This window comes from Porphyromonas canoris, assembly GCF_000769115.1.
GTDB lineage: Bacteria > Bacteroidota > Bacteroidia > Bacteroidales > Porphyromonadaceae > Porphyromonas_A > Porphyromonas_A canoris.
Genome location: NZ_JQZV01000013.1, coordinates 898018 through 917625, shown reverse-complemented (window position 1 = coordinate 917625; position 19608 = coordinate 898018). Strand labels below are relative to the sequence as shown.

General features: G+C 44.5%; 13 protein-coding genes and 2 tRNA genes. 4 read left to right on the top strand and 11 right to left on the bottom strand.

Annotated elements, in window-relative coordinates; translation table 11 throughout:
• Positions 1-34 precede the first annotated feature (34 nt).
• The 7 genes from HQ43_RS08885 to HQ43_RS08855 form a co-directional block, all read right to left on the bottom strand.
• A complete protein-coding gene (locus HQ43_RS08885; RefSeq protein ID WP_052103174.1) occupies positions 35-1231 on the bottom strand; it encodes a PSP1 domain-containing protein in 1197 nt (398 codons plus the stop codon).
• A gap of 63 nt (positions 1232-1294) precedes the next feature.
• On the bottom strand, positions 1295-3349 hold the full coding sequence (uvrB, locus tag HQ43_RS08880; protein WP_036792403.1) for an excinuclease ABC subunit UvrB: 2055 nt from the start codon (positions 3347-3349) through the stop codon (positions 1295-1297).
• A 20-nt stretch (positions 3350-3369) separates the two neighbouring features.
• On the bottom strand, positions 3370-4188 hold the full coding sequence (locus HQ43_RS08875) for a UDP-2,3-diacylglucosamine diphosphatase (protein WP_052103173.1): 819 nt from the start codon (positions 4186-4188) through the stop codon (positions 3370-3372).
• The gene (locus HQ43_RS08870) at positions 4188-4526 is read right to left on the bottom strand and encodes a metal-sulfur cluster assembly factor (RefSeq protein WP_369794013.1); all 339 of its coding nucleotides are present in this window, start codon (positions 4524-4526) and stop codon (positions 4188-4190) included. The genes HQ43_RS08875 and HQ43_RS08870 overlap by 1 nt, the downstream gene beginning before the upstream one ends.
• A complete protein-coding gene (locus HQ43_RS08865; protein ID WP_036792398.1) occupies positions 4514-5548 on the bottom strand; it encodes a S41 family peptidase in 1035 nt (344 codons plus the stop codon). Before HQ43_RS08865 ends, HQ43_RS08870 begins: the two co-directional genes overlap by 13 nt.
• A 14-nt stretch (positions 5549-5562) precedes the next feature.
• Positions 5563-6519: a hypothetical protein gene (locus tag HQ43_RS08860; RefSeq protein ID WP_036792396.1), complete on the bottom strand. Its 957-nt coding sequence runs from the start codon at positions 6517-6519 to the stop codon at positions 5563-5565.
• Positions 6516-9182 carry a DNA gyrase/topoisomerase IV subunit A gene (locus tag HQ43_RS08855; protein WP_036792393.1) on the bottom strand — a complete coding sequence of 889 codons (2667 nt, stop codon included), beginning with the start codon at positions 9180-9182 and terminating at the stop codon, positions 6516-6518. Before HQ43_RS08855 ends, HQ43_RS08860 begins: the two co-directional genes overlap by 4 nt.
• A gap of 959 nt (positions 9183-10141) precedes the next feature.
• On the opposite strand from HQ43_RS08855, the gene HQ43_RS08850 reads away from it, so the two are divergent.
• The 4 genes from HQ43_RS08850 (at position 10142) to hydF (ending at position 15369) form a co-directional block, all read left to right on the top strand.
• Positions 10142-11608, top strand: a complete 1467-nt coding sequence (locus HQ43_RS08850; protein ID WP_036792390.1) for a monomeric [FeFe] hydrogenase — start codon at positions 10142-10144, stop codon at positions 11606-11608.
• Entirely contained in the window at positions 11592-12638 is a 1047-nt protein-coding gene (hydE, locus tag HQ43_RS08845; protein ID WP_036792387.1) for a [FeFe] hydrogenase H-cluster radical SAM maturase HydE, read from the top strand. Before HQ43_RS08850 ends, hydE begins: the two co-directional genes overlap by 17 nt.
• 86 nt (positions 12639-12724) lie before the next feature.
• Positions 12725-14146, top strand: a complete 1422-nt coding sequence (gene hydG, locus HQ43_RS08840) for a [FeFe] hydrogenase H-cluster radical SAM maturase HydG (protein ID WP_036792384.1) — start codon at positions 12725-12727, stop codon at positions 14144-14146.
• 32 nt (positions 14147-14178) lie between these two features.
• Positions 14179-15369: a [FeFe] hydrogenase H-cluster maturation GTPase HydF gene (hydF, locus tag HQ43_RS08835; protein WP_036792381.1), complete on the top strand. Its 1191-nt coding sequence runs from the start codon at positions 14179-14181 to the stop codon at positions 15367-15369.
• An 865-nt stretch (positions 15370-16234) separates the two neighbouring features.
• Here hydF and HQ43_RS08825 read toward each other — a convergent pair.
• The 4 genes from HQ43_RS08825 to HQ43_RS08810 form a co-directional block, all read right to left on the bottom strand.
• Positions 16235-16306, bottom strand: a tRNA-Arg gene (locus HQ43_RS08825).
• A 110-nt stretch (positions 16307-16416) separates the two neighbouring features.
• Positions 16417-18384, bottom strand: a complete 1968-nt coding sequence (locus HQ43_RS08820) for a fructose-bisphosphatase class III (protein ID WP_036792377.1) — start codon at positions 18382-18384, stop codon at positions 16417-16419.
• A 119-nt stretch (positions 18385-18503) separates the two neighbouring features.
• Positions 18504-18577, bottom strand: a tRNA-His gene (locus tag HQ43_RS08815).
• A 190-nt stretch (positions 18578-18767) separates the two neighbouring features.
• The gene (locus HQ43_RS08810) at positions 18768-19463 is read right to left on the bottom strand and encodes a hypothetical protein (RefSeq protein ID WP_036792375.1); all 696 of its coding nucleotides are present in this window, start codon (positions 19461-19463) and stop codon (positions 18768-18770) included.
• Between the last annotated feature and the right edge of the window lie 145 nt (positions 19464-19608).

Below are 19608 nucleotides of genomic sequence, written 5' to 3'. Positions count from 1 at the left end.
GTCTCCGCCGGGGGTGTGAGAGAGGGGGTGAGGATCAGTCTGCCACTCTGTCCGCTTTCGCTTCCTTGCGCCTGCGTGGGGAGGACTTGGATCTGCTGCGTCTCTTCTTCTCTCCCGTGCCGCCTTCTCCCGAATCGAACCGGGAAATGCTCTCGTTGAGAATGTCTTTGGAGGGCTTCTCTTCTTTGCCTTTCTTGGCGTCGTGCTCCGGAGAGAACGGTATCTCACCCTCTTTGTTCATGCGGATCACTCGGAATGCTCTGTCCGCAGAGATGGTTACGTAAGCCGGTCCCTCCTGTCTCTCGTTGCGGTTGTCAATGGCGTATGTGATGTTTTTTGCCAAAATGTCCGCTTTGAAGTATTTGTACATACCGAGCTGAGTGCGCAGACGTACTTCCCTCGACGGCATCTTCTTCTGTGCTTCGGCGTAGACATCGGTCTCGAAGTTGATACAACATTTCAGCTTGCCACACTGCCCCGCAAGCTTCAAAGGATTCATCGAAAGGTCTTGAATGCGGGCTGCATTGGTGCCTACCGAAAGGAACGACGGCATCCACTGCGAACAGCAAAGCTCCCGACCGCACGGACCAATGCCTCCGATGCGACCGGCTTCCTGTCTCGCCCCGATCTGCTTCATCTCTATGCGGATGTGAAACTCTTCGGCAAGCTTCTTTATCAGCGTCCGAAAGTCTACACGATCATCGGATATGTAGTAAAAGATTGCTTTCAGCCCGTCCGCCTGATATTCGACATCTCCGATCTTCATATCGAGTCCGAGATCTTTGGCAATCTCCCTGGAGCGAATCATGGTGCTGTGCTCCAGGGCTTTTGTCTGATGATACTTCTCCATGTCCGACTCCTTTGCCAAACGATATATCTGTCGAATCTCTCCACCGGGATGGCGATAGCGAATCTTTTTCATCTGCAAAGCCACGAGCTTCCCCGTCAGTGTTACCATTCCTATATCATGACCGGGTGAAGACTCCACGGCAACCATGTCGCCCTGATGCAGCTCCAATCCCAACGGATTGGTATAGTATCCCTTGCGAGTGTTCTTGAACTGGACTTCGGTAAACTCGTACTCATTCGCCCCTTTCGGAAGATGAGAGAAATAGTCGTAAGAGTTCAGCTTTATCATGGGCGTCGCTCCCCTTTTTCTCTTACGACAGGGACAACATCTCTTCTGTGGCGATTGTTCCGTATCTATATGTGTGTCGTTATCTGTAACCATAACTGTCTGTTTGTTGTTGCACTAATATAAGTAATTATTGAAAAGAGGCTGCCATGCAGGTCTCTATCCTTTTTGATTCTCCTGCAGAGCGGACAGACGAAAATACTCGTCTCTCCACTGAGCGGCAGAGATAAAATCCAACGCTTTGGCTGCTTTCTCCATGGCACTCTTGGCAGCGCTGATCTTTTCGGACAGCTGTTGTGCCGAGACATACGCACTCTCGGCTTGCTCTGCCACCATTGCGGTGTCCGTTGCTTTGAATGAGTAGCTTGCCGCCTTTGAGTCTGCTTTCTTCCCGGTGGGCGCTCCCGTGAGATCCAATATGGAGGCAGAGTTCTTCACAATCTGCTTGGGAGTGATGCCATACTTTTTGTTGTATTCGAGTTGTTTGTTTCGACGACGCTGAGTCTCCTCTATGGTGAGTGCCATACTTGCAGTAATAGTATCGGCGTAGAATATCACCCTGCCATTCAGGTTGCGAGCCGCACGCCCTGCCGTCTGGGTAAGAGAGCGATGAGAACGCAGGAAGCCTTCTTTGTCGGCATCCAAAATAGCCACAAGAGAAACCTCAGGAAGATCCAGTCCCTCTCTTAACAGATTAACCCCGACAAGGACGTCAAACTCTCCCGACCTCAAGCCTTCCATTATCTCAACCCTTCTCAACGTATCCACATCGCTATGTATATATTCACACTTTATACCTGCTTGGGAGAGATACTCGGAAAGCTCTTCTGCCATCTTCTTCGTGAGCGTTGTTATGAGGACACGTTCGTCCGCTTCCACTCTTTTTCTCACTTCTTCCATGAGATGGTCTATCTGATTGAGCGTCGGATGTATTTCTATAACAGGATCAGGAAGACCGGTGGGTCGGATCACTTGCTCCACGACAACGCCTCCGCTTTTTTCAAGCTCGTAATCTGCCGGAGTTGCCGAGACAAAAATCGTATCTCCGATGATCTCTTCAAACTCTTCAAACTTCAGCGGTCTGTTATCTATGGCGGCAGGCAGTCTGAAACCATACTCCACCAAGTTTGTTTTTCTCGCGCGATCCCCTCCGTACATGGCTTTGACCTGAGGTATGGTTACGTGGCTTTCGTCTATCACAAGTAGAAAATCAGAGGGGAAATAGTCGAACAAACAGTAGGGTTTCTCTCCCGGCGCTCGCCCGTCAAAGTATCTTGAATAGTTCTCTATACCGGAACAGTATCCTACTTCTTTCATCATCTCGATGTCATACGATACTCTCTCATTGAGACGCTTGGCTTCCAATAGCTTCCCTTCTCGCTCAAAGAGATTGACCTGAATCTCCAGATCTTTTTGGATCTGCTTTATTGCTTGAGAAAGAAGTTCCGAAGATGTTACAAAAAGAGTGGCAGGATAAAGAGATAGTGAAGGAAGTACCCCCAACTCCTTACCTGTAAGAGGTCTAAATCGAGTGATTCTGTCCACCTCGTCTCCCCACAACTCTATTCTGTAAGCGGTACCATCATAGTTTTCTTCTGCCGGAAAAATATCTATGGTATCTCCCTTTGCTCTAAAGTTACCGGGTAAAAACTCTGCTTTATTGTGGATATAATAGGCATCTACCAATGATCTAAGAAGAGATTCTCTATCTATACGGCTTCCTTGTTTTATCTCTATACGCTTCTCCATATAGGCACTCGGATTTCCCATACCATAGATGCAAGACACAGAGGAGACGATGATAATATCCTGTCGTCCGCTCATGAGAGACATTGTAGTTCTCAGTCTCAACTTATCCAATTCGGCATTTATAGCCAAGTCTTTTTCTATGTAAAGATCAGATGCCGGAAGATAGGACTCCGGCTGATAATAATCATAGTACGACACAAAGTACTCAACAGCATTGTCCGGGAAAAAAGACTTGAACTCACCATACAACTGCGCTGCCAATGTCTTATTGTGGCTCAGGATAATCGTGGGTTTGCCTATCTTCTCTATGACGTTTGCGATGGTAAATGTTTTCCCTGAACCTGTTACCCCCAATAGTGTCTGATACCGGGATCTTCCACTGTTAAGACCATCAACCAAAGCCTTTATGGCTTCGGGCTGATCTCCTGTTGGCTTAAATTTAGAATTCAGTTGAAACACACTCATTTCTCTACTCTTTATATCATTTATATCTCGTCCTCTTCATAGATATTCAAAGAGAATTGTTTACCATCCCATTTGGCATACGAGTGGAACTTAATCCAATCCCCCAATATAACGACTCTTTTTTGTTCGGGAAGCATCAGATCCACAAGCATGTGTAGATGTCCAAAGATAAAAAAATCGGGCTTTTGATGACTTTCTTTTGCTTCGGTCAAATATTTTTTAGTCCAAGATATGAGATAGTTATTTTGCTCATCCACAAAGTCTGCATCATCTCCATATCTTTTTTCTACTCCTTTTCTTCTGCTATAATTGGACCATGAGTGAGCCAAACCGACAGCCCACCTGGGATGAATAGAAGCATAAAGCTTTTGACAAAACTTGTTGTGGAATACAGATCTGATCACTCTGAAGCCTTTGGATCTGTAATCATACTCATCGCCATGAGCCATAAGGAATCTTTTTCCTTCTATCAGACATTCCCAGCTACTTGTATGGAGTTTCACTCCAAGTTCCTGCTCCAGATACCCAAAACTCCAAATATCATGATTCCCCGTAAAAAAGTGAATCTCTATGCCGAGATCAGACATTCGTGCAATCTGTCCCAAGAAACGAGTAAACCCTCTTGGTACAACGTCTCTATACTCAAACCAGTAATCAAAAATATCTCCCAGCATCACAAGCATACAAGCATCCTGCTCAATAGATCTTAACCACTGAACCAGATGGCGTTCCAATGCTACGGGATCTTTATGAAAAGGCGATCCCAAGTGGACATCCGAAAAGAAATATACCGCTTTCCCGGATGGTATGCTATATGATGTGATACCTGAGTCTGTCATTATAAGAATCCAAGCTCCAACAGAGCCTCTTCACTCATCATCTCCTTAGACCATTCCGGTTCAAAGGTCAGATTTATAGTAACCTCGTTAATTCCTTTAACGCTCTCCACCTTCATCTTGACATCTTCCATAATGAAGTCCGCAGCGGGACAGTTGGGAGCGGTTAGCGTCATCGTAACCACTACATGTCCGTTATCCTGTATATCTATATCGTATATCAATCCAAGATCATACACATTCACCGGAATCTCCGGATCATATACTGTTTTAAGCATACGTACGATCTCTTCTTCTTGCATTAGCAGTGGGTTGTTATCATTATTGCTCATAAATTCCATTTTGAATAGATTATCTCAATACCTTTCTCTATAATATCATCTCTATCCTTAGATCCACTAAGAGACATTCGCACTTCCGGTTCTATTCCCTGTTCATGGGAGAGAAACTTTCTGTCCAGTCCGGCAGCAGTAGAATATCTCACTCGCCATCCGTTGGGCAATTCTGCCATTGCAGGCAGACCTGCACCTCCTCCGGATCTAAGTCCCACTGTCGTAATATTCTCCTCATAGACGGCTTTGTACAGAAAGTCATTCGTTGCGCTATAACTGCCGGCATCTTGAAGTACAACAATGGGAATATCTCTCCAAAAAGCATTCTGTCCGTAAGGAGAAACAAATTGAGGGCGAGGATCGGAATAATCTCCCCTCTTGTTGCTTTTCTTGTACTTCGTGTACCCGACCAATGTTTTCTGAGAGAGAAAATAAGAGAGAAGTATATCCGAATTGGTTACCAAGCCTCCTCCGTTTCCTCTGAGATCTATTATGACCCCCTTACAGTCACTAAAGTAAATGGAAAGAAACTGCATCTCTCCGAGTGAGTTCATAAAACTTGGATAGATGATATATCCTATATCCTTATTGCCATCGTCAATAGCTGATGATGACTTTATTTTTGTATAGATCATTCCGTGAGATACTCTGTACTTATCTCCCAGATAGATTTTTCTTAAAGCAGGGTCCAACGACTCCTCTCCATTGGGATTAGTCCACGTGTAATTTCCTCGATCAAAAAATGAGATCAGATTACAATGCCCATCTTTCAGCTCTCTTATCATATCCGAAAGCAGATCAAAAAACTCAAGGGTCGTCAGTTTTTTTGCATTCAAACGGCTCTGATACTCCATTTTTATGGCATCCCAGTCTATATTCTTCTCTTCAAAATAGCAGTAATTATCATTCAAGATATTCCAAAGAGCCTCAAAGTTTTCCTGCTGATTCCCTGAATTTTCTACCTCAATCTTCTTGCAAGAAGGGAGGAAAAACAGCAATATTGCAATGGCTATACCACCAAACCTCTTCATGATTTCCTGTATTTTTAGAAGTGAAAACTTTTATCTATCCGATCAGTTCTGATACTGCGCGATCCGCTCAACTTAAAATAGTCGAAAGAATATCCCAAAACCAAGCCAAAATAAAGTTCTCTGAACTTTCTGTTATTCAGCCTCATATTGGTATATCCATGCTCAAATCCCAATATCAGAGTAGAGTGAGCAAACGGAATGTCTGCCGTAATCATCTGCTTTACCCTCAATCTGTTCCATGGTTGAGTGAGATAAAACTTGAGTGGTGCACCATTCTCTCCTCCAATATAGTCATAATAAGGCTGCCCATAACCCGGATGAAAAGTTAGATGAAGCGCAGAGAGTTGTGCCCTGTAATGGAGAAACATTTTGTACTCCTTTATCTTTATGGGGAAAAGCACTCCTGTGGCTAAGTCTAAACCGGCAGAGAGTTTTAGGTTGAATACATTGTTGGTATTGGCTGACTTTATGGTAGAACCCAAAACAAGATTTCCCATTAGAGCCAAATCCCATTTCAACCACTTCTTTTCCAAAAGATTCCATGCCGGTCCGAATGCTCCATCAAACTGCAAAAACTGCATACCCGAACCATTTACGGGATTGCGATAGAGAGCCGCATGAATATCCATCAGAGATTGCCAAGATCCGATATGCAACCAATCCTGCCTCTCTCTCTTGTATCCCTCTCTTTTCAGCTTAAAGAATATGCCGTCGTGAGGAATGGGAGAAAGATAATCATCCAATGCCTGCCCTATTCCGATTGTGAGGAATCGCCTACTGTGAGTTGTGGGAAGAGGATCAAACTCCGAGAAAGGCTCTCCCACATAGATCCTATGTAAAGCCCTATTCATCACTTCTGAAAAGGCACTCTTCTTGGGTGTTGATGTCTGAACGGAGTCTTTCTGAGCCATAGCCGGAAAAGCCAAACAGCAAAGCAATCCGATGATATGGATTTGCACAAACTTTTTCATTCTTCCACCTCCATCTCTTCCGTTTCATTACCAAAAGGAATACTCTTCATCCCGGTAGCCTCTCCAAGAAGACGATTGGTCTCCATAAACTCTTCATTGTCATTCGATGGCGAATCTTCCAAGCTCAAAACCTCTTCGTCTTCAGTTGCGACCTCTACTTTTCTTCCCTCCTTCTCTTCTATATCTCCCACTTCAAAGGTACTCAAACGCTTACCTTTAGCTCTGATACCTTTCACAGCAATATACTCCTCCACATCTATGACTATCGGAAGGCGGTGCTGATCTTTTCCTTTGAAAGAGACTTCAAACAGAGGATAAGGTTCATCGGAAAGGGTTATCATCTCACAGCCATCGCCCAAGATGTTTTCTCTTTTTGCAGAATCTTCAACTTGGAAGCGTTTAATATAGGTGTATCCTTGCTCCGAATCGAAATAGATCAACGTCCAAACCTTGTTCGGATCATACTTCTCTATGATGAATATATCGTTTTCAAAGTGATTCGTGTCGCTAAATGAAGTAGTGTATGTCTCCCCATTCTGACGGATGACCAATATCTTGTCTTCAGGGAAAAACTCACCCAAGAAAGCTCCTCGTTCGTCATAGTTGATTCTATTGACATCATGATCGAACCAGACCATTCTGCCTCCAAGAGTGGATACACCCTTTTGCTTCAATACGATCTTGTGTACATCCCCTTTTGTAAGCAGGTATCCTCTCGATGAGCGTCCCATAATCCGGATAGAGGAAAAGTCTTTCTCAAATACCAGCTGACGCTGACTGGGCTTCGGCTTGAGTACTACTCTTACCGTCTCGGCTTCTCCATTAGGATTGGCGGAGAAGTAAACAAACTTGGATCCCTCTCCTCCATATCCCACGGGATAGTCCCTATCTCTCATGAAAGAGGTTACACTAAAACGTTTGATGAAATAGTGTCCATGCTTTCCCTCTCTATGGATCGTGTTGTAGACCGTCCGCTTATCATTCTTCACAAAACGGGCTACGTGAATAATATCTTTCCCTACAAAAGCCTTTTCCGCAACCTTAGTGATGATATACCTTGCATCCTTAAAGAAGACTATGATATCGTCTATATCCGAAATGTTACAAACGAACTCATCTTTCTTCAAAGCGGTTCCGATAAAGCCCTCTTGCCTGTTGACATAGAGCTTCTCGTTCTTCTCTACCACTTTGGATGCTTCTATGGTATCAAAACTGCGCACTTTGGTACGACGTGGATACTTTGCGCCATACTTTTCCAACAAGGAAGAGCACCACTCTATCGTATATTCCACAATGTGATCCATCCTGTACCGAACTAGTTCCATCTCTTTCAAAAGAGACTCCAGCAGTATCTGATTCTTCTCTTCATTAAAGCGCAGAATCCTTGCCATGCGGATTTCCAGCAGCCTCTTAAGGTCTTCATCCGTTACGGGACGTACAAGATCCTTAAGCTCTTTAGCCAATGCGGTTCGGATGTAAGCCACAGCCTCTTCGGTGCTTTTAGCCTCTTCAAACTTCTTATCCTTGTACACCCTCTTCTTGATGAACAGCTGCTCCAAATATGCAAAAAGATGCTTCTCTCTCAGCTCATCGTATTCCACTTGAAGTTCGGCATGAAGATGATTTTTGGTACGCTCCACATTATCCTTCAAAACATCCGATACGGAGACAAAGACGGGCTTATCATCCTTTATCACACAGCAGTTTGGAGAGATGCTTATCTCACAGTCTGTAAATGCGTAAAGGGCATCTATTGTCTTATCGCTCGATGTTCCGGGAGCCAGCTGAATCTCTATATTGGCCTTTTCGGAGGTCTTATCATCCACCTTTCGTATCCGGATCTTACCTCTTTCGTTGGCTTTAAGTATGGAGTCTATAAGTGAAGAAGTGGTCTTTCCGAACGGCAGTTCGTCTATGACAAGAGTCTTAGAGTCTTTCTTTATGATATTGGCACGCACTTTTACGTTGCCCCCTCGTTCGCCGTCGTTATACTTTGAGACATCTATGTGTCCGCCGGTCTGAAAGTCCGGATACAGCCTGAAAGTCTCCCCTTTCAGGTGAGAGATACAAGCCTGAAGTATTTCCGAAACATTGTGTGGCAGTATCTTGGATGAGAGACCGACTGCTATACCCTCCACGCCTTGTGCCAATAAGAGAGGAAACTTCACAGGCAGACGTACCGGCTCTTTATTGGCTCCATCATAGGATGGACGGTATTCCGTTATTTTCGGACTGAATAGCACCTCTTTTGCAAACGGAGTCAGACGAGCCTCTATATAACGTGCTGCGGCAGCACCATCCCCTGTAAGAATATTCCCCCAGTTACCTTGACACTGGATAAGAATATCTTTCTGACCGAGCTGTACCAGGGCATCCGATATACTTGCATCGCCATGCGGGTGAAGCTGCATAGAGAATCCCACGATGTTTGCCACCTTTATGAGTCTATCATCCATCTGAGACATCGTATAAAGAATACGACGCTGAACAGGCTTTAAGCCATCCGCAATGTGAGGCACGGCTCGTTCCAGTATGACATAAGAAGCGTAGTTGACAAACCACGACTTATACATCCCGGTAAGGACATAGGTTGATCCCGATGAAGAGACTCGCTGCGACTCTTCCGGATACTCTGTATATTCTTCTATTTCTATACTACTCATATACTCTCATGATGTATCGGTACAATCTAAGCAAAGATACAACTTTTTCCTCTTTCTATTTATTGCTTTCCGGACAGGATACAAGAGGTGCATTTTTTACCATACTACGGCAAAGAAAACTTGATCACTAAAACAAAGATTGAGGACATATACAAAAAACCAAAATTACACTCTTGAGGGATGATTTTTTTAATCTTCTTTTTGGAGCAAAATAAGAGCTTTTACAAACGTCATTTTTATATATTCCATCCCGAAAAATGCTCACTTTTTTCGCTCTCTCTATTTTGATCGGAAGAGTCGTTTTCAGAGCACGACCGAATTGTTAAATCCGCTCCGTTTTATTAACACAATTTCCGATACTCGTTAAGCCAAAATGCTAAACGAGCATATTTTGTCGGCTTAACGTGTTTAATTTTTCAATGAACACGTTTACTGATTTCATTAAACACGTTTACCGGATTCAATTAACGTGTTTAGAAATTTCAGTCATTGCGCTAATATCCAACAACTTACCTGTTTCTACCCGAAAAATGGGCTTTTTGGCACAATTTCTTTATTAAGAATTCATCACAATTAGACCTCTTAAATTTCACCTCTATTAACTCGAAAATGGGGCATAAAACCGATCAAGAGGAGAAAAGTTCCGAAATTCGGGACATTTCATATCCTATTGATATACAGACAAATAAACATTAAAAACAAGAATTGGAGAGTAAAATCTTCAAAAAACGTCCCCTTTGTCCCGGAGGATAGAGCCCTCCATTTTTATATAAAAGCTCCCTCCAAAAAAGAGATAAATCCGGCCACTCTCTTATCAGATTTAAGCTATATAAAATGGAATTATAGCTTTTAGTTCTAAAAAGAGTTACGAAATAGTTGTGTCATATCACTTTTGGGCTTATCTTTGTGGCGCAAAAGCAGATTATTTATATATATCTCTATTACAACATCTCTATAGTATGGCCTACACCAACAATGTAATGATTGTCCGACATAAGCTTCTGGCAACTCTTGTCAAGCTATGGAAAGAGGGACAGCTCGTAGAAAAAATAGACTACCTTCCTATTGAATTTTCCCCTCGAAGGTCGAAAGTACTTGGAAGGTGTTGCCCTCATAAAGAGCGCGCTGTGTGGAAGTATAAATGTTTTCCACTGCTCGGCTTCGATATGACGGATGAAGAGAGCGAAGTGGATATGCTTTCCAAGTACGCAAAGAAGGCTCTTGAGCGTGAAGCTCCAAACAAAGAGAACCTGATGTGTGTCATAGACGAAGCGTGTACATCCTGTGTACAGATCAACTATGAAGTCTCTAACCTCTGTCGGGGATGCGTGGCTCGAAGCTGCTATACCAACTGTCCGAAAGACTCCATCAGCTTTCAAAAAAACGGACAGGCACAAATCAACCACGACACGTGCGTGAGTTGCGGTATATGTCATAAGTCTTGCCCCTATCACGCTATCGTTTACATTCCCGTTCCTTGCGAAGAAGCTTGTCCGGTAAAAGCCATTTCAAAAGATGAGTATGGTGTAGAACATATAGACGAAAGCAAGTGTATATACTGCGGAAAGTGTCTGAACGCCTGCCCGTTTGGTGCTATCTTTGAAATATCCCAGACCTTTGATGTGCTTCAAAGCATCCGTAAGGGTGAAGAGGTCATTGCCATCATCGCTCCGTCCATACTCGGTCAGTTCAAGACAACCATAGATCAGGTTTACGGAGCATTCAAACAGATCGGCTTCACCGATGTTGTAGAAGTAGCTCAAGGAGCAATGGATACCACAAGCAACGAGGCTCACGAACTTCTCGAAAAACTTGAAGAGGGACAACCCTTCATGACTACTTCTTGCTGTCCATCCTATATAGAGTTGGTGAACAAACATATTCCGGAAATGAAGCCATTCGTTTCGTCCACCGGATCGCCCATGTACTACACTGCACGTATTGCACGCAAAAAATATCCGAACGCCAAGATCGTGTTTGTAGGTCCTTGTATCGGTAAGCGTCAAGAGATACGCAGAGACGAAGAGGTGGATATGATCCTGACATTTGAGGAAGTGGGTGCTATCTTCAAAGGAATGGACATAGAGCTTCAACAAGCTCCTGCTTACAAGATGGCATTTAACTCTGTACGTGAAGCACATGGCTTTGCACTGAATGGAGGTGTAATGGGTGCCGTAAAAGCGTATCTGGGCAAAAATGCCGATAAGGTCAATGGCATAGAAGTGGCAGACCTTAATAAGAAGAATATCACAATGCTCCGCAGCTATGCTAAAACAAAGAAAGCTCCGGGACAATTCATAGAAGTAATGACCTGTGAAGGTGGTTGCATATCCGGCCCAAGCGCATACAACGATATTGTGTCGGGACGTCGTCAGCTGAATAAAGAGCTCACGAACGTAAAGGAGACGTATGCGGACAATAATTGATCTTCTGAAAAGAGATCACACACTATCGGATAGAGACCTTATATATCTTCTCTCCTCTTCTGATGCAGATACCATACAATATCTGCATCAGAAGGCAAGAGAGGTTACTCTCGAAATCTTTCAGAACAAAATCTATCTGAGAGGACTGATAGAGCTAACCAACTACTGTCATAACAACTGCTTCTATTGTGGTATTCGCAAAGACAATAAAGAAGTTTCGAGATACCGTCTTTCTCATGAAGAGGTATTGGGATGCTGTCAGGAAGGATACGATCTCGGCTTTAGGACTTTCGTCCTTCAAGGAGGAGAAGACCCCCGACAAACAACTCCCTGGATAGAGTCCCTTGTACGCGATATACGCACAACATTTCCGGAGTGTGCCATAACGCTCTCTCTCGGTGAAAAGTCTTACGACTCATATCTTAAATTCTATAAGGCTGGAGCAAACCGGTATCTGCTGAGACATGAAACATTTGACTCCGCACACTACTCCTCGCTTCACCCTTCCACCATGAGCCATTCTCGGAGACAGCAATGCCTGATATCTCTCAAAGAGATCGGCTATCAGACAGGAACAGGAATAATGGTAGGAAGTCCGGGACAAACAGTGGAACATCTGCTTCAAGATATTAGATTTATCGAACGATTCAAGCCGGAAATGATCGGCATAGGACCTTTCATTCCCCATCATGCCACTCCCTTTGCCGGAGAAAGAGCCGGCAGTGTAGACATGACACTGCGACTCTTATCTATATGTCGCCTCATGCTGCCTCATGCTCTTATTCCCGCAACCACGGCATTGGCTTCACTTCCCGGAGAAGGACGCCTTGGAGGGATCCTTGCAGGAGCTAATGTCATCATGCCTAACTTATCTCCGGCTTCACTTCGCAAGGAATATTCGCTGTACGATAACAAGGCTGCTTTCGGAAGTGAATCGGCACAAGGAATTATAGATTTAGCTGCACAACTGCACACTATTGGGTATGAAATCTCCATGGAACGTGGGGATCATCCTGAATATCAGAATTAAGATTCTACCTACTTATATGTATTAAGAACAAAAAATATATTACTTTTGTTCTCTCCTCAGGAAATATTTGAAACCTTATATGTAAAATGGCATATAACAAAACATCAAGAAAAGCCGAAGAGTTTATTTCTCACGAAGAGATTTTGGATACTCTCGCTTTTGCCGAAGCAAATAAAGACAACAAAACGATTATTGAAGAGATCCTTGTAAAAGCAGCAGAAGGGAAAGGCATAGATCACAGAGAAGCAGCTATCCTCCTTGAGTGCGAAGATCCGGAAATACAGCAACGAATGTTTGACATTGCAAAAGAGATCAAGCAGAAGTTGTATGGCAACCGGATTGTAATGTTTGCTCCTCTGTACCTATCCAATTACTGCATCAATGGGTGTACCTACTGTCCTTATCACGCAAAGAACAAGACCATCCACAGACGCAAGCTCACGCAAGAAGAGATAGTCAAAGAAGTGATTGCTTTGCAGGATATGGGCCACAAAAGACTTGCTCTCGAAATGGGAGAACACCCTACTCTCAACAGCATGGAATATCTTTTGGAGTCCATCTCTACAATATATGGCATCAAGCACAAAAATGGTGCGATACGGCGTGTGAACGTCAATATTGCAGCGACAACCGTAGAAAACTACAAGAAGCTGCACAAAGCAGGAATAGGGACATACATCCTTTTCCAGGAGACTTATCATAGAGAAACTTACGAAACACTACATCCGACAGGACCGAAGAGCGACTATGTCTATCACACCGAAGCCATGGACAGAGCGATGGAAGGAGGCATAGACGATGTCGGTATTGGCGTTCTTTTCGGACTCAATACATATAAGTATGACTTCACCGGACTATTGATGCACGCAGAACACTTGGAAGCCACTTTCGGTGTAGGCCCTCATACCATAAGCGTACCGAGAATATGTCCGGCGGATGATATTGACACGGCAGACTTTCCCAACTCTATCTCGGATGACATCTTCCGTCGCATTGTGGCGATCATACGTATTGCTGTTCCGTACACCGGCATGATCATCTCCACGCGAGAGTCTCAAAAGTCTCGCGAGAGTGTACTCGAAGTGGGCATCTCACAGCTCAGCGGAGGTTCTCGCACTACGGTCGGAGGCTACACAGAGGAGAAAGAGAAAGCACACGATACGGCACAGTTTGACCTTAGCGACACTCGCACGCTCGACGAGATAGCCGCCTGGCTCATAGACCTTGGATATATACCGAGCTTCTGCACGGCTTGTTACAGAGAGGGACGAACGGGCGACCGTTTCATGGCTCTTGTCAAGAGCGGACAGATAGCCAACTGCTGCGGTCCCAACGCCATCATCACCCTGAAAGAGTACCTTGAAGACTACGCTTCGAATGAGACCAAGAAGAAAGGAGAAAAGCTCATTCTGAACAGTCTTAAGATGATTCCGAACCTCAAGATACGAGACAAAGCCACTCGCAATCTTTCGGACATTGAGAAAGGAAAGAGAGACTTCCGATTCTGACCCCTGTATTCGTCCACTCCGCACACAGACTCATGGAACAGACACCTCGATCCGAACGCCTCCACATCGTACTTTACGGCTGCACCAATAGTGGCAAGTCTTCCCTCATCAATGCACTCACGGGGCAGACGGTCTCTCTTGTTTCCGACACTCCGGGCACAACAACAGATCCCGTCAGTAAGGCGATGGAGCTCCCGGGTCTGGGAGCATGCGTACTGATAGACACCGCCGGATTCGATGACACAAACGAGTCTCTCGGCAAGCTCCGCATAGATCGCACGCGCCGGACGCTGCAAAGCGCAGACATCGCCATTGTCGTGCTCTCATCCGAAGAGCTTTCTCCCGAGTTAGAATGGATAACACAGCTTCAGGAGAAGAATATCCCGGTCATTCCGGTCTTCAACAAAGCGGACATACACGCTTGTCCGGACGCATTACGCACAACACTCAAAGAGAAAACCGGGCTCTCCCCCATCATCGTAAGTGCGCACACCGGCTTCGGCATGGATACACTGCTGGAGACGCTCCGCAGCACAAACACCCGGACACAATCTGCCGAAACCATCACCGGATCACTTGTTTCGGAAGGCGACACAGTATTGCTCGTAATGCCTCAAGACGCCCAGGCACCGAAAGGCAGACTCATCCTCCCACAAGTGCAGACCATACGAGAGCTCCTCGACAAGGGCTGTCTTCCCATCTGCTGCACACCCGACACCATGAAGCAAGCCCTCGATGCGCTACAGCATCCGCCCAAGCTGATCATCACAGACTCACAAGCCTTCAAGAACGTATATGAGATCAAGCCGGCAGCAAGCCTGCTCACCTCCTTTTCGATACTCTTTGCAGCATACAAAGGAGACATCGACAGCTTCGTACAAGGCGCCCAAGCCATCGCGAGCCTTACTCCCCACTCCAAAGTCCTCATCGCCGAAGCGTGCACACATGCACCGGTCACGGAAGACATCGGACGAGTAAAAATACCCGCCCTGCTGCGCAAACGCATATCCTCTTCGCTACAAATCGAGATCGTCTCCGGCAAAGACTTCCCCGAAGACCTCACGCCATACGACCTGATCATCCACTGCGGCGCCTGTATGTTCACCAGAAAGATGGTCATGAACCGCTCCGAGCGGGCACAACAACAGCACGTCCCGATGACCAACTACGGCATCACGATGGCTTATCTCACCGGTATTCTCGACAAAGTAGCCCTTCCTTAAGCAAAAAACTCAAGACATTCAGGCAAAAACAACAGGAGAAGAATAGAGCGATCACCTCTGTTCTTCTCTTTTTTATGCCTCACCCTCCGGCAAATGTTGCTCATGTCAAGAATGAAATCAACGCCTGAAAGCACAAAAACCAATAGGGAACCGACTCGAAATCTCCTTGACATAAATCCAAAAACATTCAATCAAAAAATAAAGACCAATCCATCTGAAATCATCTTATTCCTAACGACCAATTCTATATTTATAAGTAAGAATAGAACTTTTGCTCAGTAACTCCCAACCTCCTCCTCAACAACCTGCACCCGACTATCCAACAGCTCACATCCGAATCCTCAACAACTCACATCCGAATCCTCAACAACTCTCATCTGAATCCTCAACAACTCACATCCGAATCCTCAACAACTCTCATCTGAATCCTCAACAACTCACATCCGAATCCTCAACAACTCACATCTGAATCCTCAACAACTCACATTCTCCTGCCCAATAACTCTCAAGTTTTTACCTAACAATTTTCATTCTTCTACTGATCTAAAATTTGACTCTTAAGCACCTATTATATATTTCACGGCGAGAAATATTCGTTTCACGGCGAGAAATATTCGTTTCACGGCGAGAAATATTCGTTTCACGGCGAGAAATATAGAACTACTTGATAAGAATAGAGTTTTTACTCGGTAATTTTTGAGTTTATGCTTGGGAGTTTTTTGAGGAAATGTCTCTCTTATCGCACAGAAGACCGAGAAATGCAGAGAAGCAGGAGGAAAAGATGGGGCGTTGGTGTGGGAACGGAGAATAAAAAATGCACCGATATACATATTATATATCAGTGCATCGACGTTGTTGTGGTGAGTAGCCCCGACGGGAATCGAACCCATATTTGAAGTTTAGGAAACTTCCGTTCTATCCGTTGAACTACGAGGCCCCGGTGTTTTTGTTCCTCACTACCGTTGTGAGAGTGCAAAAGTAAGGCTTTTATTTCTAATCGCCAATACTCTTTTGCTGCTTTGCAAGTGAGGAAAGTGCTTCTTGCAGCTAAATCTTTCCGTACTTGTAGGCTTCGAGAAGAGCTTTAAGGGCGTCGATCTGGCTTCTGAGCACTTTGCCGTTGTCTGTGTCTCGAACATAGATGCGATGGGAGGAGGCGGCTTTCAGTACCGTAGAGCTTTGAATGTCCTCCATCTTCTCTATTGCTCTCTGTGTGGAGCAGAATGGCTCGTGCTGTATCAGATGCAACCCGTGAGAGTTGAAGATGAGCGTGTAGCCCGCAATGCCGGTGCTCTTCTGGTAGGCTTTGCTGAAGCCTCCGTCGATGAGCATCATGCGACCTCCGGCTTGTATGGGCTGCTCTCCTTTTACGGCTTTTACGGGAACGTGTCCGTTGATGATATGAGAGTCGGGGCCGGAAAGTCCGAACTCTTCGAGTATCTTGATACACACCTCTTCTTCTTTCCGATAGACGAAGTAGTAACCTTTCTGCTCGTGATGAGTGGCTTTGTCTTCCACAAGATAACGCTCCAGTGTGGTCATTGCCGACTTGTCGAAGAGTGGAGAGTCCGGACCGCACCAGAGATACCACATGAAGTCTATCGCCATCTGTTTCTCTTTCTTCTTCGCAACACTGCTGCTCACCCTTGCTTCTCGCACAATGCTGTCTATCTTGTCGTACAATGCTTTTCCGGAATAAGAGGTTTTCCCGATGCGCAAAGCTCGGAATGTCTTGTCTTCGTTCATCGGAATGGAGGCATGATAAAGCAGGTTGCCGTTATATGACAAATACATGCTGCCGTGCTTGTAAAGGATGTCGATGTGTTTCTGTAGCTTTTCGCTGTGTCGGAAGTTGATCAGCAGCCTTTCGACGATCTCTTTCTCTTTGTCGGACAGTTTGTAAGGATCTTTCGGATCTATCGTTGGGAAGTTGGTGTCCAAAAGAGGATAGCTCTTTCCGTCCGGCAGAGTAATGGTCTTGGCTGCCAGATCCATCTTATGCAGCAGATTCCTGTCCTCCATTCCATACTCAGGGTGTCGGGAAATGATTTCGTGCTCCAGCTTGAACTGAATCACGGATATTGCCTTGTGCATCTGAGCAATGAGGTAAGCGCTGTTCTCATCGTAAAGTTTGTCCGCAGAGCCAAGTTTGGGACGGAATACCTTGCACTCGTCATTGGCGTAGGTCTCCATTGCAAAGCGAGCAAGAGGAAGCAGATTGATTCCATATCCTTCTTCCAAAGTATTCAGGTTGGCATAGCGGAGAGAGACTCTTAAAACGTTTGCCATGGATGCAGCATTGCCACAAGCGGCTCCCATCCAAAGCATATCGTGATTACCCCACTGAATGTCGAAGTTGTGATACTTAGAGAGCGTATCCATCACGTGATGAGCTCCCGGGCCTCTGTCATATATATCCCCAACCACGTGAAGATGGTCTATGACAAGCCGCTGTATCGTCTGGCACAATGCAATGATAAAGTCCTCTGCCTTTCCGGTTTCGATGATGGACTTGAAAATGCTGTGGTAGTAAGCGGACTTGTGATCATTGCCGGCATCTTCGTGCAAAAGCTCCTGTATAATATAACTGTACTGCTTCGGTAGAGACTTTCTCACCTTGCTTCGAGTGTATTTCTCGGAAACTTTCTTGCAGACTTGGATAAGCTTGTTCAGAATCACCGGATACCACTCTTCTATATTCTCCTCCCTGCGATGAACCTGCTCCAACATCTCCTTGGGATAGTAGATAAGAGTACACAACTCCCTCTTCTCATCTTGCCTGACGTATGCGCCGAAGAGCTCATCTACTTTCCGCTTTATACTGCCGGAAGCATTCTTGAGTACATGATCAAAAGCTTCGTATTCCCCATGAATATCTGCGAGGAAATGCTCTGTGCCTTTAGGTAAACTTAGTATGGCTTCAAGATTGATAATCTCTGTGGCAGCCTCAACTGCAGAAGGAAATTTCTCTGCCAAGAGTTGCAGATATTCCAGACTATAATTCTTAATTTTCATCTTTAAGGTCAATGTCTATAATGATTTGTTTTTCTGTCTTCAAAGATAGTAAATAGATCAGATATAAAGCAGAAAAGCTGTGTTAACCAAATCTATATGGTAACACAGCCTTAACTTTTGGGAGGAAGACGGGTTTCGAACCCGCGACACCCGGAACCACAATCCGGTGCTCTACCACTGAGCTACAACCTCCATCTTCAAAAGGTCTATTTCCCTTTTGCTCTGCAAATGTAGATATTTATTTTGGATTAACAAGGGATTCAAAGCTTTTTACTAATGAATATTGGCACATTCTGCGCAATATGAAGCAAAATCAGCTCGATCTGCCAACCCAATCCTGAAAAGCAAGGGATATATTCGACCTTTCAGCAACTATAATCTTCCTAAGGTTCAAGATAAAATGATCCGAGAGGTTTTAGGCGTCTCTTTACTAATTTCGTCCAAACAACTTTCTTCTTTACACTTTCATCAAACATATTACCCGTAGTAGTGCACTTTTTTGCTGTTAAAAAGTTGTAGCTCACCACAGAACTTTCCCCCGATGAGCGGCTAAAACCGGAGATCTCTTTTCCAATCAAGAAAAAGTCTCCCGACTGAAATCTAAACTTGTAAGTGGTATTAGATGTTCCGTAAGTACCAGCAATGGCAAAAAAGTTGACTATGATGTCGAATACTCCTTTGTCGGTAATTTTAAGATAAGACTCATATTTAGTATACTCATCTTCCTCTGTCGGGATAACATTATCCCACATCTTAAAGATTTTATATCCCTCGGACTCCGTACCGAAATAGATCGCCAGAATATTCGGATTATAGTTGTACTCATATCCATCATCACGAGTAGATATTTTTTCTCTGTAATTAGGCTGTGCTATTAAGATAATATCCTCAATTCCATCCTTATTAAGATCTCCCTTTTCGTGAGCAAAAGCCCAACCCTCCGGCACTATTTTTTCAACACTTTCTCCTCTTTTGGCTAAAGTTGGTCTTCCGTTATTTTGGTTAGTAGCATAAGAAGTGCTACCTAAGAACAATGCGGAAATTGCTATCAACAATGTTGGCAAATAAGATCTCTTCATTCTATTTTTCATTTTCATAATAAGTTATAATCCGTGATATTCTTACATTATCCAAAAAGTATTGTGGTTTGAAAGCCTACTAAATGCTCTCTTGCTTCTCTTTCCGCCGATAAAGGTATAGAATTTTCAAAATACAGCATGTTGA